General features: G+C 61.7%; 16 protein-coding genes. 14 read left to right on the forward strand and 2 right to left on the reverse strand.

Going from position 1 to position 14,158, the window contains the following annotated elements; all coding sequences use genetic code 11:
* On the forward strand, window positions 1–209 hold a 209-nt coding region (locus tag CVS30_RS18170), incomplete at its 5' end, for a hypothetical protein (RefSeq protein WP_220033935.1).
* Between the two features lie 10 nt (window positions 210–219).
* Here the strand turns inward: CVS30_RS18170 and CVS30_RS15345 are convergent.
* The gene (locus CVS30_RS15345; RefSeq protein ID WP_110486436.1) at window positions 220–822 is read right to left on the reverse strand and encodes an SACE_7040 family transcriptional regulator; all 603 of its coding nucleotides are present in this window, start codon (window positions 820–822) and stop codon (window positions 220–222) included.
* Between the two features lie 101 nt (window positions 823–923).
* On the opposite strand from CVS30_RS15345, the gene CVS30_RS15350 reads away from it, so the two are divergent.
* Genes CVS30_RS15350 through CVS30_RS15380 form a run of 7 tightly spaced genes read left to right on the forward strand, consistent with a single transcriptional unit; the run spans window position 924 to window position 8,620 of the window.
* The gene (locus CVS30_RS15350; protein ID WP_110486437.1) at window positions 924–2,531 is read left to right on the forward strand and encodes a carboxyl transferase domain-containing protein; all 1,608 of its coding nucleotides are present in this window, start codon (window positions 924–926) and stop codon (window positions 2,529–2,531) included.
* 3 nt (window positions 2,532–2,534) lie between these two features.
* Window positions 2,535–4,607: an acetyl/propionyl/methylcrotonyl-CoA carboxylase subunit alpha gene (locus tag CVS30_RS15355; protein WP_110486438.1), complete on the forward strand. Its 2,073-nt coding sequence runs from the start codon at window positions 2,535–2,537 to the stop codon at window positions 4,605–4,607.
* Window position 4,608: 1 nt separating this feature from the next.
* Window positions 4,609–5,772, forward strand: coding sequence for an acyl-CoA dehydrogenase family protein (locus CVS30_RS15360; protein ID WP_110486439.1), 1,164 nt, complete (start codon window positions 4,609–4,611; stop codon window positions 5,770–5,772).
* A 45-nt stretch (window positions 5,773–5,817) separates the two neighbouring features.
* Window positions 5,818–6,603: a CoA transferase subunit A gene (locus CVS30_RS15365; RefSeq protein WP_110486440.1), complete on the forward strand. Its 786-nt coding sequence runs from the start codon at window positions 5,818–5,820 to the stop codon at window positions 6,601–6,603.
* Between the two features lie 2 nt (window positions 6,604–6,605).
* Complete coding sequence (locus tag CVS30_RS15370; RefSeq protein WP_110486490.1) at window positions 6,606–7,259, forward strand: CoA transferase subunit B; 654 nt, start codon at window positions 6,606–6,608, stop codon at window positions 7,257–7,259.
* Window positions 7,256–7,762, forward strand: a complete 507-nt coding sequence (locus tag CVS30_RS15375; protein ID WP_110486441.1) for a MaoC family dehydratase — start codon at window positions 7,256–7,258, stop codon at window positions 7,760–7,762. Before CVS30_RS15370 ends, CVS30_RS15375 begins: the two co-directional genes overlap by 4 nt.
* Before the next feature lie 48 nt (window positions 7,763–7,810).
* Window positions 7,811–8,620, forward strand: a complete 810-nt coding sequence (locus CVS30_RS15380) for an HpcH/HpaI aldolase/citrate lyase family protein (RefSeq protein WP_110486442.1) — start codon at window positions 7,811–7,813, stop codon at window positions 8,618–8,620.
* Window positions 8,621–8,765: 145 nt separating this feature from the next.
* Here the strand turns inward: CVS30_RS15380 and CVS30_RS15385 are convergent, their stop codons facing one another.
* On the reverse strand, window positions 8,766–9,341 hold the full coding sequence (locus CVS30_RS15385; protein ID WP_110486443.1) for an NADPH-dependent FMN reductase: 576 nt from the start codon (window positions 9,339–9,341) through the stop codon (window positions 8,766–8,768).
* Window positions 9,342–9,484: 143 nt separating this feature from the next.
* Between CVS30_RS15385 and CVS30_RS15390 the strand changes: the two genes are divergently transcribed.
* From CVS30_RS15390 to CVS30_RS15415, 6 genes are read left to right on the forward strand one after another with little or no spacing between them, the layout of a single operon-like run.
* Window positions 9,485–9,982 (forward strand): MarR family winged helix-turn-helix transcriptional regulator, encoded by a 498-nt coding sequence (locus CVS30_RS15390; RefSeq protein ID WP_110486444.1) that lies wholly within the window; start codon window positions 9,485–9,487, stop codon window positions 9,980–9,982.
* Window positions 9,983–10,031: 49 nt separating this feature from the next.
* Window positions 10,032–11,246, forward strand: a complete 1,215-nt coding sequence (dxr, locus tag CVS30_RS15395) for a 1-deoxy-D-xylulose-5-phosphate reductoisomerase (RefSeq protein ID WP_110486445.1) — start codon at window positions 10,032–10,034, stop codon at window positions 11,244–11,246.
* A gap of 23 nt (window positions 11,247–11,269) precedes the next feature.
* The gene (locus CVS30_RS15400; protein ID WP_110486446.1) at window positions 11,270–12,601 is read left to right on the forward strand and encodes a M50 family metallopeptidase; all 1,332 of its coding nucleotides are present in this window, start codon (window positions 11,270–11,272) and stop codon (window positions 12,599–12,601) included.
* Between the two features lie 59 nt (window positions 12,602–12,660).
* A complete protein-coding gene (locus tag CVS30_RS15405) occupies window positions 12,661–13,302 on the forward strand; it encodes a MarR family transcriptional regulator (RefSeq protein ID WP_110486447.1) in 642 nt (213 codons plus the stop codon).
* 42 nt (window positions 13,303–13,344) lie between these two features.
* Window positions 13,345–13,848, forward strand: a complete 504-nt coding sequence (locus CVS30_RS15410; protein ID WP_110486491.1) for a hypothetical protein — start codon at window positions 13,345–13,347, stop codon at window positions 13,846–13,848.
* 4 nt (window positions 13,849–13,852) lie between these two features.
* A complete protein-coding gene (locus CVS30_RS15415) occupies window positions 13,853–14,146 on the forward strand; it encodes a YciI family protein (protein ID WP_110486448.1) in 294 nt (97 codons plus the stop codon).
* Window positions 14,147–14,158 lie beyond the last annotated feature (12 nt).

Raw genomic sequence — 14,158 nt, forward strand, 5'->3', positions numbered from 1 at the left:
CCGCCGCAACACCTTCCACCACGGCCTACCCCGCCCCAACTACCCCGAACTCCGCGGCCAAGGCTGGAACTAAAACCCACCCCCACCAACAAAACAACGAGCCCCAGCCCAAAGACCAGAACCCGCTATTCAACACACAAATTACATCGACACAAGACACTACGCATTCCGATCTTCAGGATCCCCTGAAGGTCAGCTGCCGCAGTTAACCCGTCGAAGCTACAGCCCAGTCAGCCCCGCCCAAGCCATGGCTTCAAGCACAGGACGGGCCGTGGCAGCAGGCTCTCGGTGCATTTGAACGCTATGTGGAGTGGAGTTGATGAGTCCAAAGATCGCGTGAGCCTGAAGGCGACGGACGGCGGCATCGCGCTCAGGGAAAAGCTGACCAAGTGCGCCGACCCAGAGCTCAACATATGCGCGTTGCAACGACCTAACGGCGGCACGCTCGTCGGAACCCAAGTTTTCAAAGTCCCGGTCCTGGACTCGGATCACGTCGGGCTTACTTAGAGCAAAGTCAACATGGAAGGCGACCAAAGCGCGCAAGGCAGCTTCGACGTCGGGTGTTGAGTTCACAACTGCTTGTCCGCCGGAAAGTAGGTCCTCGCTCACTCCCACTAGGAGGGCACCCAAAAGAGCCTGCTTACCGTTGAAGTGTCGGTACACCGCCGGTCCGCTCACACCGGCAGCGGCGCCCAGGTCCTCGATGGAGACGCCCCGGAAGCCACGCTGAGCGAAGAGGGTCGCAGCGGAATTGAGCAGCACGGAGCGACGTTGGGCTTTAGCTTCGGTGCGACTCATGGCTTGCGCTTGCGGCTGACTCATCTTTTCCCTTGTGCTGGACATCACAGAAATGACAGACTAACCTAAAATTCAGTTAGTGAATATTAACTTAGTGTAACCGTAGTTGGGTAAATGAGGGGTCAATGGAGACTTTGCAAAGTTTGGTGGAGCCGAACGGCGAGGCATTTGTGCGCAATGACGCTCAGCAGCGCGCATTGGTCACGGAATTACGCCAGTTTCTGAGGACTGCCGCGCAAGGTGGCCCTGAATCGTCGCGTGAACGCCATGTTGCCCGTGGCAAATTGCTCCCCAGAGACCGTGTGGATCAACTACTCGACGACGGTAGTCCCTTCCTTGAGGTCGCCCCGCTGGCCGCGCATGAGATGTACGACGGCGCGTCCCCCGGTGCGGGTGTCATCGCCGGTATCGGGCTGGTTGCGGGCCGCCACGTCATGATCGTCTGTAATGACGCCACGGTTAAAGGCGGAACGTATTACCCATTGACAGTTAAGAAGCATCTGCGGGCCCAAGAGATCGCATTGGAGAATCGTCTGCCCTGCATCTACCTTGTGGACTCGGGCGGTGCGTTTCTGCCCAAGCAAGATGAGGTGTTTCCCGACAAGGAACACTTCGGCCGGATCTTCTTCAACCAGGCGCAAATGTCGGCCCGAAAGATTCCGCAGATCGCGGCGGTCATGGGTTCCTGCACGGCTGGCGGTGCGTATATGCCGGCCATGAGCGACGAAACCGTGATAGTCCGCAACCAGGGCACCATTTTCCTAGGTGGTCCGCCGCTCGTGAAAGCCGCCATCGGCGAGGTCGTTACGGCAGAAGAGCTCGGCGGCGGTGACGTACACGCGGGAATCTCTGGCGTCGTCGACCATTTGGCCGAAAATGACGAGCATGCCCTAGCCATCATTCGCGACATCGTGGCCACCTTCCCACCTAATCCGGTGCCGGCATGGGCCATCGGCGAGAGTCAGAAACCCGCCGCGGATGAGGCTGACCTCTACGGAGCCGTTCCCACCGATCTGAATACACCCTACGACGTACGCGAGATCATCGCCCGGCTCGTTGACGACAGTAAGTTTCACGAGTTCAAGAAGAACTACGGCACCACACTCGTGACCGGATTCGCCACACTGCACGGGCACCCGGTCGGCATCGTGGCTAATAATGGCGTGCTGTTCAGCGAGTCGGCGTTGAAGGGAGCGCATTTCATTGAGCTCTGCGATCAGCGCGGCATCCCGCTCATCTTCCTGCAGAACCTCAACGGCTTCATGGTGGGTAAGGACTACGAGCACGGCGGCATCGCCAAGCACGGTGCCAAGATGGTCACCGCCGTCGCCACAGCACGCGTGCCGAAACTGACAGTTATTGTCGGCGGCTCCTTCGGCGCCGGTAACTACTCGATGTGTGGACGCGCCTACGGCCCCCGATTCCTGTGGATGTGGCCCGCCGCCCGAATCTCTGTCATGGGCGGCAATCAGGCTTCCTCCGTACTGGCCACCGTCAAACGAGACCAACGCGAACGGCACGGTGAGGCATGGTCAGCCGAGGCGGAAGCTGCTTTCAAGGCCCCCATCCTGGCTCAGTATGAGGATCAAGGCAGTCCCTACTACTCCACCGCACGCCTCTGGGACGATGGCGTGATCGACCCCGCCGACACTCGCACGATTCTAGGTCTGGCGCTTGACGTCTGCGCCCGCACCCCACTACCGGAGACCTCCTTCGGTCTCTTCAGGATGTGAATCATGACCGCTCTGTTTGACACTGTCCTCGTGGCCAATCGCGGCGAGATCGCCTGCCGCGTCATCCGCACCCTGAAGGCGCAGGGAATCCGCTCGGTCGCCATCTATTCAGAGGCCGACGCCGGAGCTCGCCACGTGCGCGAGGCCGACCTTGCGCTGTGCATCGGTCCCGCCTCGGCCGCCGAGAGCTACCTCAGTATCGTCGCCGTCCTCGCTGCGGCTCAGGCATCGGGTGCCCAAGCTGTTCACCCAGGCTATGGCTTCTTGTCCGAAAACCTCGACTTCGCCAAGGCACTCGAAGCTGCCGGCATCACCTTCATTGGCCCCAATATTGAAGCCCTCAACGTCATGGGCGACAAGATCCGCTCCAAAAACCACGTCATCGCCGCAGGCGTTCCCGTGGTGCCGGGGATCTCCCAGCCCGGACTCACGGATGCGGACTTGATCGAGGCAGCTGCTGGCATTGGCTACCCGCTGCTGATCAAACCTTCCGCGGGCGGCGGTGGTAAGGGCATGCACAGCGTCTTCGCCCCGGAAGAGCTGCCCGCCACACTGGCCACCGCCCGACGCGTCGCCGCTGCGTCCTTTGGTGATGACACCTTGTTCCTGGAACGTCTCGTGGCCAACCCTCGGCATATCGAGGTGCAAATTCTGGGGGACAACTTTGGCCATGTGGTGCATCTGGGTGAGCGTGAGTGTTCCCTGCAGCGCCGCCACCAGAAAGTTATCGAGGAGGCGCCCTCACCTTTGCTGTCTGGGATGAACGACGGCGGGACCATTCGGGCACGTATTGGCGCCGCCGCCTGTGCCGCGGCTGCGAGCGTCAACTACACAGGTGCCGGAACAGTGGAGTTTCTCGTCTCTGATGACAATCCCGAAGAGTTCTTCTTCATGGAGATGAACACCCGCCTGCAGGTGGAACACCCTGTCACCGAAATGGTCGCTCGGGTTCGAGGTGAGGCCCTAGATCTCGTGGAGTGGCAGCTACGCATCGCAGCAGGGGAGAAGCTCGACTTCACGCAGGAAGACGTGACCTTAGAAGGACATGCCATCGAGGCCAGGGTCTATGCCGAACAGCCGGCCGACGGCTTCCTGCCCGCCACGGGAACCATCGTTGCTCTCGACGAGTCGGTGGCGCTGCGTGACGGCGTCCGCGTGGATAGCTCGCTGGCGAGGAAGCTGGAGATCACCGCGAACTATGACCCCATGCTTGCCAAGGTCATCGCGTGGGGCACTGACCGGCATGAGGCTCTTGACCGGCTGGATCGCGCACTGGCGGATTATGTAGTCTTGGGCGTCCCCACCAACATCGAATACCTGCGATTGCTCCTAGCTGACCCGGATGTTCAAGCCGGGCACCTCGACACCACCTTGATCGAACGCAAGCTGCCGGACATGACATTCCGTCACGTGGGTACGCAGGAGTACGCCGCCGCAGCGCTTGTTGCGCGCACCGGTGACAAGGCCGGAGCTGTCGCTCACGGCGTGGCACCACCTTCACGCCCGTGGGGCCGCGCCGACAACTGGCGGATCGGTGAGAGCGCACCGTGGCGCAGCTCGTGGGCGGCACCTGGTCGCACCGGGGTGGTGACGGTCAGCGGCGCGCACGCCAAGAGCGGAACCGAAGGGTCCGACGTCGTGCGTGTCAGCGGACTGGGGGAGAGTCCGCAGGAGGTGGCGGCATCGTGGGATGGCTATCACGTAGCGATCGCCGGGAACAGTGTGTTTTTGGGCAACGGCGGATGGAGCGTGGCGCTCCAGCGGCTGGATCGTGACGAGGCCACAGCTCGGATGCTGGCCGGGATGGAGCGTGACGCTGACGTCGCCGATCCGCAGCTCCGCAGTCCCATGCCAGGGACCGTCACCATGGTCAATGTGGCCACGGGGGATCAGGTGGTGGCCGGCACGGTGCTACTCGCGGTGGAGGCCATGAAGATGGAACACCAACTCGTGGCAACCATGGCCGGCACGGTCCACATCAACGTCGGTGTGGGAGCACTGGTCAAGGCCGAGCAAGTCCTGGCCCATGTGGTGCCCGATGAAATCAACGCAGTAATCAGCCCTGAAGGGGAATGACGTGCCAAATTTTGAACTCAATGACGAGTACCAGGCCCTCAGCGACATGGTGCGCGACTTTGCCGACTCGGTCGTTGCGCCCGTCGCGGCCAAGCACGATGAGGAACACAGCTTCCCGTATGAGGTTGTGTCGCAGATGGGGGAGTTGGGCCTCTTCGGCTTGCCGTTCCCGGAGGAATTCGGCGGCATGGGCGGGGACTACTTCGCACTGTCCCTGGCGCTGGAGCAGCTGGGGCGGGTGGATCAATCGGTCGCCATCACGCTCGAGGCGGGTGTGTCCCTCGGAGCCATGCCCGTCCACCGCTTCGGCACGCAAGCCCAAAAGGAAGCGTTGCTGCCGTCCCTGACCTCAGGTGAGGCGCTCGCAGGCTTTGGCCTGACCGAGCCCGACGCCGGATCGGACGCCGGGGGCACCGCCACCAAGGCACGGCTCGAGAATGGCGAGTGGGTGATCGACGGATCCAAGCAGTTCATCACCAACTCGGGCACGAACATCACCAAATTTGTCACGGTCACGGCCGTCACGGGCACCGCCGAACGCGCCGATGGTTCGGTCAAAAAGGAGATCTCCACCCTGATCGTGCCCAATGGGACGCCCGGCTTCACGGTGGAGAAGCCCTACAGCAAGGTGGGCTGGAACGCCTCCGACACCCATCCGCTAACGCTCGCCAACGCCAGGGTGCCGGAGGAAAACCTCCTCGGGCAGCGTGGCCGCGGCTATGCGAACTTCCTGTCCATCTTGGATGAGGGGCGCATCGCCATTGCTGCGCTGGCGACCGGAGCCGCGCAAGGCTGCGTGGACGAGGCCACCCGCTACGCCAAGGAACGCAGCGCCTTCGGGCACCATATTGGCCACTATCAAGGCATTTCCTTCAAGATTGCCCGCATGCAGACACGCGCCCACACCGCCCGACTGGCCTATTACGATGCGGCCGCGCGGATGCTGGCCGGCAAGCCCTTCAAGACGGAGGCTGCCATCGCTAAGCTGGTGGCAAGTGAGGCGGCCATGGACAACGCACGGGACGCCACACAGGTCTTTGGTGGTTACGGTTTCATCAATGAATTCTCCGTGGCCCGGCATTACCGGGATTCGAAGATTCTGGAGATCGGAGAGGGCACCACCGAGGTTCAGTTGATGCTCATCGCCCGCGAATTGGGTTTGTAGGCGGGCCCGAGCCGGCGCAGACCGAACCAGGAAAGGTATCTTGCCATGATCAACAAAGTAGTTGCATCGTCCGCCGCCGCCGTCTATGACATCCACGATGGCGCCTCCCTCGCGGTGGGTGGTTTTGGCCTGTGCGGCATTCCCGTGGCGCTCATTCAGGCACTGCACGACGCCGGAACCTCCGGGCTGGAAACCATCTCCAACAATTGTGGCGTTGACGATTGGGGTCTGGGGATCCTGCTGCGCGATGGCCGGATCCGCCGCACCATCTCCTCATATGTGGGGGAGAACAAGGAATTTGCGCGCCAGTTCCTCGCCGGGGAGCTCGAGGTGGAGCTGACGCCGCAAGGGACGCTGGCCGAGAAACTGCGCGCCGGTGGTGCTGGCATCCCGGCCTTCTACACGGCCGCCGGCGTAGGGACGCAGGTGTCCGAGGGTGGCCTGCCCCGCAAGTACGACGGCGCGGGTGGGGTCGCGGTGGCCTCGCCGGCTAAGGAGGTGCGTACTTTTGGGACAGGCGAGTTTGTGCTGGAGGAATCGCTCACCCCGGACTTTGCGCTGGTGCACGCGTGGAAGGGGGACAGGCACGGCAACCTGGTCTTTCATGCCACAGCCATGAACTTCAACCCGTTGTGTGCCATGGCGGGCAAGATCACGATCGCCGAGGTAGAGGAACTCGTGGAAGCCGGAGAGCTCGATCCCGAACACATTCACGTTCCGGGCATCTTCGTCCAGCGCGTGGTGCATGTCCCCGCGGGCTCACCAGGGAGCGAGAAACGCATCGAAAAGCGGACTGTCGCCGCGGCCCCAGCAAACGACAAGGAGTCATGATCATGGCACTGACACGTAATGAACTGGCTGCTCGTGTGGCCCAGGAACTGCACAACGGGCAATACGTGAACCTGGGGATTGGAATGCCGACCTTGATTCCCAACTTCATCCCCGCCGGGGTGGAGGTCGTGTTGCATTCTGAGAACGGGATCTTGGGGACGGGCCCGTATCCTGAGGAATCAGCCGTCGACCCTGATGTGATCAACGCAGGCAAGGAGACCGTCACCGTGAACAAGGGGGCAGCGTTCTTTGACTCGGCGCTGTCCTTTGGGATGGTGCGTGGAGGACATGTGGACGTGGCCGTGCTCGGTGCCATGCAGGTAGCAGCCAATGGGGATCTTGCGAACTGGATGATCCCGGGCAAGATGGTCAAGGGGATGGGTGGGGCCATGGACCTGGTGTTCGGGGCGAAGAAGCTCATCGTCATGATGGAACACACCGACAGGGACGGCAACCCGAAGATCCTGCAGGAGTGTACGCTGCCGTTGACGGGGAAAGGCTGTGTGGATCTGATCATCACGGATCTCGCCGTCATCGCGGTAACGCCAGATGGCTTGGTCTTGAAGGAGCTTGTCCCCGGCGTGAGTGTTGAACAAATTGTGGCGGCCACCGGGGCGCCCCTGAATGTGGAGATGCATGATGTGGACTTCGTATGAGTGAACAGCGGACAGGCGAGCCAGACGATGAGCTTCGAGTAGTGACGCAACGCGGGTTGTTCTTTGAGGAATTGGAGATCGGCGTCCGGTACGAGCACCGCCCGGGGCGCACCATGACCGAAACGGACAATGTCATGTTCACGACCATGACCATGAATACGCAGGCCCTGCACTTGGATGCCGCATGGAGTGCGGAGCAACCCTTCGGGCAGCGCCTCATGAACTCCATGTTTACCCTGGCCACCATGGTGGGTCAGTCCGTGGCGCAATTGACGCAGGGAACCATCGTGGCGCAATTAGGCATGAGCGACATCTCCTTCCCACACCCGCTCTTTCATGGCGATACCCTATACACGGAGACCGTCGTGACGGCGAAGCGGCTCTCTGCCTCTCGGCCCGGACAGGGGATTGTCACGATGGAACACACGGGACGGAACCAGTCAGGGGTCGTCGTGGGAAAAGCCAGCCGTACAGCACTCTTCTGGCTCACCACCACCCACTAGAAGCGCACCATAAGGGAGCACACCACTTTGCGTACAACAGAAGTCACCATGGGACCGGCGCTGCTGTTTGCGCCGGGGGATCGCCCCGAACGGTTTAGTAAGGCGGCCGAACGCTCTGACACCGTCATCATCGATCTCGAAGATGCCGTGGCTCCCGCGGCTAAGGCCGAAGCACGCGAGAACATGCTCAAGAGCGGGCTCAACCCGGCCACGACGATCATCCGCATCAACGCCCTCGACACGGAGCACGCCCGACTGGACCTCGCCGCCATCGATCGCAGCCCATTCCGCACCATCATGATCGCCAAAGCCTCGGACATCGACGCCATCGCAGCCCTCACCCGCTTCAAGCTCGTGGTCTTATGTGAGACAGCGGCAGGGATCTTGGCGGCGCCGCGCTTGGCCAAGATGCCACATGTTGTCGCCTTGATGTGGGGAGCGGAAGACCTCGTGGCCTCCCTGGGTGGAAGCTCGAGCAGATTAACGAGCGGCCCCATGGCTGGCAGCTACCGGGCCGTGGCACTGCAGGCGCGCTCGCAGCTACTCTTGGCGGCCGGGGCGGCGGGCAAGTTGGCAATCGATTCCATTTACGCAGATTTTGCTGATCTGGACGGGCTCGCGGTGGAAGCAGACGATGCCGTGGCCAGCGGCTTTGCTGCCAAGGCGGCGATTCACCCGTCGCAGGTCGGCGTGATCCGTGCGGCGTATCGCCCCTCCGAGGCCGATGTTGCTTGGGCGCAGGAAGTGTTAGCGGCGGCAGACGCTGCCGGAACGGGGGTTTTCGCCTTCAAGGGTGCCATGGTGGATGAGCCGATTCTGCGCCATGCCCGGCAAATCCTGCGCCGTTCCTCCCTATAACCCCCAACGCCGCACCACTTTCCGGCCATAAAACTCAAACGCCGCACCACTTCCCGTGGAGAACGTTATTAACGAACCCGGAAGGTGATGCGGCGTTTGGGAAAAACGGCCGGAAGGTGGTGCGGCGTTGGAATAGAGGCGGTGCTTAGACGGCTGCCAAGGCGCCTTCGCGCACAGTCTTCATGGCGGTGGACCAGGAAATGAGCTGGTCAAACATGGGAGCAACCGAAGCAGCCTGCTGCTCCGTGGGCTTGAAGGTGGAGAAGTTCTCGAAGTCGGTGAACAGTGAGAACATGCCGGTCTTCTGCACGTGGGCAACCTGGAGTTCGGAAAGGATGCCGCGGAGGTGTTCCATGGCGCGAACACCGTAAGCGGAGCCGTAACCAACCATGCCGGCAGCCTTGTTGGCGAACTCAGCGTTGAGGTAGGAGATGGCGTTGGCCAGAGCCGGCTGAACCGAGTGGTTGTATTCGCCGGCAATGAAGATGTAGCCGTCGAACTCGGCGATCTTAGCGGAGAAGGCCTTCGTATGGTCGTTCTGGTAGTTCTGGTAAGCGGCCGGGTAAGCCTCATCCAGGAGGGGCAAGTTGAAGTCCGCGATGTCAACGATTTCGTAAGCAGCGTCTCCACGCAGCTGAGCCTGAGCCAATACCCACTCGGCTACGCCCGAGTTGTTGCGGCCGGGGCGAGTTGAACCGGTGACGATAGCGATCTTGGTCATGTGGTGCTCCTTGGGTGAGGTGAGGACTCGTAATCTTGATTAGATGACGTGTCAACTAAAACTTGATGTTTCAATCATGCATCAGACATACTTGATATGTCAACTACCTTGAACTAGTGACGTTAATAACGAAGGGGGACATCATGAACAACCCGGAAACTTTGGCTGCAGGAAGCGCCGAGACGCGGTGGTTGAGCGCTGAGGAACAGCAGTTATGGCTCGAGCTGCGAGAATTTTCCAATGGCCTGAGTCGGACCATCGATCGGCAGCTCGCCCAGGATGCGTGTCTCTCGGGCGTTGAATATGCGGTGCTTGCCGCCGTCTCGGAGGCTCCTCCTGAAGGAGTGCGCTCCGGCGATTTGGCTGCGATCCTGTCCTGGGATCGATCCCGCGTCTCCCATCTCCTGCGCCGCATGGAGGCCAAGGACTTGATTGGCCGGTGTGCCGCCAGCTCTGATGGGCGGGCTCAGGAAATTACCCTGACTGATCTGGGCTGGGAGACCATCCGTAGCGCGGCGCCGGGGCACGTCACGATGGTTCGCGAGACCATTTTCGATCCGCTCACGGTTGCGCAACAGGAGCAATTGCTCACCGCGATACGCTGTATTCGACTCGCCGCAACCGACCGCGGCCTCTGGTAAAAGTCAGGCACGCACGCTGGAGTCCGCTGGGTGCGGAATACTGGTAGTTATGTCGCATCGTAAAGTGATCATCCTTGGCTCAACTGGTTCTATTGGCACTCAGGCGATTGACGTCGTCGGGCACGCCACGCTGGCAGATGGCAGCCCGCGCTTTAGCGTGACGGCCCTGAGTGCCGGCGGCGGAAACCTTGAATTACTGGCGCAGCAGGCTGTTGCCTTGCGAGTTTTGGCGGTGGGAACTGCCTCGAACGACGCCGAGACCTTGCGTTCGCTGATTAGCGTGGCTGCCGCCTCCGCCGGCTTGGCAGATTTTGCTCCGGATCTTGTGACCGGACCGGACGCCTCCACCGTCATTGCCGCATGGGGGGCGGGCACCCCCGAGGCCGCCGACGTCGTGCTGAACGGCATTACCGGATCCATTGGCCTGGCGCCCACTTTGGCAGCCTTGGCCACTACCGCCATCTTGGCGCTGGCCAATAAGGAATCCCTCATTGTGGGTGGTGCCTTGGTCAAGGATGCCGCATCACCGGGTCAATTGGTGCCCGTGGATTCCGAACACTCCGCACTGGCCCAAGCCCTGCGATCCGGCACGGCGGGTGAGGTCGAGAAGCTCATCGTGACGGCTTCCGGTGGTCCCTTCCGCGGCCGCAGTCGCGAAGAGCTGGCCGATGTCACGCCCGCGCAGGCGCTCAACCACCCCACCTGGGATATGGGCCCCATGGTCACGACAAATTCGGCCACCCTGGTCAATAAGGGCCTGGAAGTCATCGAGGCGCACTTACTCTTTGATGTTCCCCTGGACCGGATTGAAGCCGTGGTGCACCCGCAGTCCATCATTCATTCCATGGTGCAATTCACCGACGGTTCCACGATCGCCCAAGCCTCTCCGCCGGATATGCGCCTACCCATCGCACTAGGGATGGGGTGGCCCGAGCGTGTCCCGGGGGCGGCAACTCCCTGTGACTGGACCACGGCGGCCACCTGGACGTTTGAGCCACTCGATAACGTGGCCTTCCCCGCCGTCGAACTTGCCAAGGAGGCAGCGCGACGGGGGAGTACCTGCCCTGCTGTGTACAACGCGGCCAACGAGGAAGCGGTTCATGCCTTCCACGCGGGGCGGATCGGCTTCCTGGATATTGTCGACACGATTGCGCAAGTTCTCAGTGAACACACACCCGACGCGCAGCTGACACTCGAATCGGTGTTGGAAGCTGAAGTCTGGGCACGCGCGCGGGCGAATGAGCTTTTGGCCGCCAAGGGCTGAGAATTTCTGCAACGAGAAAGTAAATTGTGACTGTTCTACTTTTCATCGGTGGCGTGGCCTTCATGGTCATTGGCATCGCCGTGTCCATCGCCTTGCACGAGGTGGGCCATCTGCTGCCTGCCAAGCTGTTCAGGGTTCGCGTCACGCGGTACATGATCGGCTTCGGGCCCACGCTATGGTCGCGCAAAAAGGGTGAGACCGAGTACGGGATCAAGGCCATCCCGGCCGGTGGCTACGTCGCCATGATCGGCATGTATCCGCCCAATCCCGTCGATGGCAGCGTGCGCCCCTCCAGCACCGGCATGTTTCAGACGCTCGCCACCGAGGCGCGCAGCGCGGCGCATGAAGAGGTCCGGCCAGAGGACGCGAACCGGGTGTTTTACAAACTGCCCGTGTGGAAAAAGATCATCATCATGCTCGGTGGCCCGTTCATGAATCTGCTCATCGGCGTGGTCCTGACGGCTGTTTTGCTCATGGGCTTCGGCTCGGCGCAGGCCACGACGACGCTCTCCGAGGTCAACGCCTGCCAGGTGGCTTATGGCGAGCCGGTGCCCGCGGATCTGAGCAATTGCACCCCGACACCTGCCGCCGCCGCTGGCCTGCAGCCCGGGGATACCATCAAGACGTTCGACGGCGTGGCCGTCACCAATTGGTCGGCCTTCACCGAGAAGGTCCGGGCCTCAGCCGGAAAATCCGTGCCGCTCGTGTACGAGCGTGCAGGCACAACCATCTCCACGACCATCACCCCGGTTTTGACCGCGCGTCCCGTCATTGGCTCGAATGGGCAGGCTGAGGTGGATGCGGCCGGTAATGCCGTGACCGTTCAGGCCGGATTCTTAGGGGTGGGCCCCACTGCCACGATGGTGCGGCAATCGGCGTTGACCGTGTTGCCCTCCGTGGCCAATAACGTCAAGCAGATCGGCGGTGTGGTCTTCCAACTCCCGCAAAAGCTTGTCGGCGTCGCCAAAGCTGCCTTCAGCTCCGAGCCGCGCGATCCCAATGGCCCCATCTCCGTTGTGGGTGTGGGGCGAGTGGCCGGCGAGGTAGCGGCCATGGAGGAGATCCCCGTCAGCTCACGCGCGGCGACCCTGATCGGATTGCTGGCCGGAGTGAACCTGGCTCTGTTCGTCTTCAACTTGATTCCGTTGCTCCCGCTCGACGGCGGGCACGTCCTGGGTGCGCTCTATGAAGGAGCGCGCCGCAGTGTGGCTGAGCTTTTCAAGCGCCGCGACCCGGGTCCCTTCGACATCGCCAAGCTACTGCCGATCACCTATGTTGTGGCGATTGTCATGATGGGAATGGGTGCCCTGTTGATCTATGCCGACATCGTCAAACCGGTCAACCTCTTCGGCTAGCCCGCGTCGATTATCCAAAAATGGTTGATTCCTTATAAGCAAACAAATATGGTTGAGTCATGTTTGTTTTAACCATTGATCAGCGAGGCAGCCGCAGCACGGGCGACAAGGTTCCGGAGCTCTTGGCCATACTGGCGCAGGTGGATACCGTGGTGCCCTTTGAGCGTTCCGTCGGGGACGAGGTTCAAGGGGTCATCGACGATCCACTCGCCGTGGTGGATGCCGTGGCCAGGACGCTGCGGGAACGCGATTGGTATATCGGCATTGGCATCGGACCCGTGGACTTGCCACTTCCTGCGGCGTCTCGGGAAGGCTCCGGAGCGGCCTTTGTCGCGGCGCGTGGCGCGATTGACGCGGCAAAAAAGACAGGGGAGCGCGTGCCTCTCGTGATCCGAGGCTCCGCAGTCTCCGAATGGGCCGATGCCGCCGAGGCCGTGCTCGTGCTCTTCGGCGATGTGGTGCGTCGCCGATCCGCGGCCGAGTGGCGTGTTCTCGACGCCCTAAGTGCGGCGCCGGGGGCGACGCAAAAGGATGTCGCCGCGAGCCTGGGTATCACCGCGCAAGCTGTCAGCAAGGCGATCGTCAGATCTGGCCGGCAGGAAGAACTTAACGGACGACGTGCGGCCGCACTCCTGCTGAGCCATGCCACGAAATGTTCCTTGAATGTCGGTGCCGACCGCTACTGTGAAGGAAACGGCTAAGCCAAGAACTGCATGGCAGTGACCTTGGCGCGAGGAGGTTTCATGGAGGCGCTCTGGATCGCTGGGGCACTGGTGGTGGCCGCGGTGGGTGGCTGGCCCGTGACGGCAGGCATCTTGGTCTTTGCCAAATCAAAGTCAGTCAGGGCCGTGGATGCCGCCGAGTCGGGGACGGAAACCGAGGTGGCCGTTCCCGTGGCGGAGCTGCCGCCGTCGGACGTTCCCAGTGACGAGATTCCCCTCGAAGATCCCGAGCAGCAGGAAGCAGAACCGGAGCCGGTGCCAGCGGCTCCGACTCGTCCTGCCGCGGAGGTCCTGCGGGGCGGGCTCGTGATTGGCTTCCTGGAGCGGGCGGCGGTCGCCGTGGCGATCTTCTCCGGTCAACCCGTCGCGATTGCATATGTCGTGGCGATCAAGGGCCTGGGGCGGTATCCCGAACTCAAGGACACCCCTGCCGCGAGTGAACGATTTATTATCGGCACACTCGCCTCAATGTTGTGGGCAGCCAGTGTCGCGGTCCTCGCTAAAACTTTGCTGCATATAGGGTGATGTCATGTCTATTTTTGCTGTTGAATACGTCTATGGTCCGGAAGTCGAAGCTGCGCGGAACGAACACCGCCCCAAGCACCGCGAATGGCTCGCCGAACTGGCCGAATCCGAGACCTTGCTCGCCTCCGGTCCATACGCTGACGGCGCAGGGGCTTTGCTCATTTTCCGTGGGGCCGACGAGGCTGCCATCCAGGAACTCGTGGCCCAGGACCCCATGACAATCGGTGGCGGGGTGACTGGACTGAAGATCTCCGGATGGAACCCGATTATCGGAAAGCTCAGCAAGTACGTGGGCTAGACCTCATTTGTC

The organism is Arthrobacter psychrolactophilus (genome assembly GCF_003219795.1).
Lineage (GTDB): Bacteria > Actinomycetota > Actinomycetes > Actinomycetales > Micrococcaceae > Specibacter > Specibacter psychrolactophilus.

Excerpts from the sequence above, each read along its gene's own strand:
- CVS30_RS15350 (WP_110486437.1), top strand. The coding sequence starts at position 924 with ATGGAGACTTTGCAAAGTTTGGTGGAGCCGAACGGCGAGGCATTTGTG.
- dxr (WP_110486445.1), top strand. The coding sequence starts at position 10,032 with ATGTCGCATCGTAAAGTGATCATCCTTGGCTCAACTGGTTCTATTGGC.
- CVS30_RS15415 (WP_110486448.1), top strand. The coding sequence starts at position 13,853 with ATGTCTATTTTTGCTGTTGAATACGTCTATGGTCCGGAAGTCGAAGCT.
- CVS30_RS15405 (WP_110486447.1), top strand. The coding sequence starts at position 12,661 with ATGTTTGTTTTAACCATTGATCAGCGAGGCAGCCGCAGCACGGGCGAC.
- CVS30_RS15385 (WP_110486443.1), bottom strand. The coding sequence starts at position 9,341 with ATGACCAAGATCGCTATCGTCACCGGTTCAACTCGCCCCGGCCGCAAC.
- CVS30_RS15355 (WP_110486438.1), top strand. The coding sequence starts at position 2,535 with ATGACCGCTCTGTTTGACACTGTCCTCGTGGCCAATCGCGGCGAGATC.
- CVS30_RS15380 (WP_110486442.1), top strand. The coding sequence starts at position 7,811 with ATGGGACCGGCGCTGCTGTTTGCGCCGGGGGATCGCCCCGAACGGTTT.
- CVS30_RS15410 (WP_110486491.1), top strand. The coding sequence starts at position 13,345 with ATGGAGGCGCTCTGGATCGCTGGGGCACTGGTGGTGGCCGCGGTGGGT.
- CVS30_RS15370 (WP_110486490.1), top strand. The coding sequence starts at position 6,606 with ATGGCACTGACACGTAATGAACTGGCTGCTCGTGTGGCCCAGGAACTG.
- CVS30_RS15345 (WP_110486436.1), bottom strand. The coding sequence starts at position 822 with ATGAGTCAGCCGCAAGCGCAAGCCATGAGTCGCACCGAAGCTAAAGCC.
- CVS30_RS15365 (WP_110486440.1), top strand. The coding sequence starts at position 5,818 with ATGATCAACAAAGTAGTTGCATCGTCCGCCGCCGCCGTCTATGACATC.
- CVS30_RS15390 (WP_110486444.1), top strand. The coding sequence starts at position 9,485 with ATGAACAACCCGGAAACTTTGGCTGCAGGAAGCGCCGAGACGCGGTGG.
- CVS30_RS15375 (WP_110486441.1), top strand. The coding sequence starts at position 7,256 with ATGAGTGAACAGCGGACAGGCGAGCCAGACGATGAGCTTCGAGTAGTG.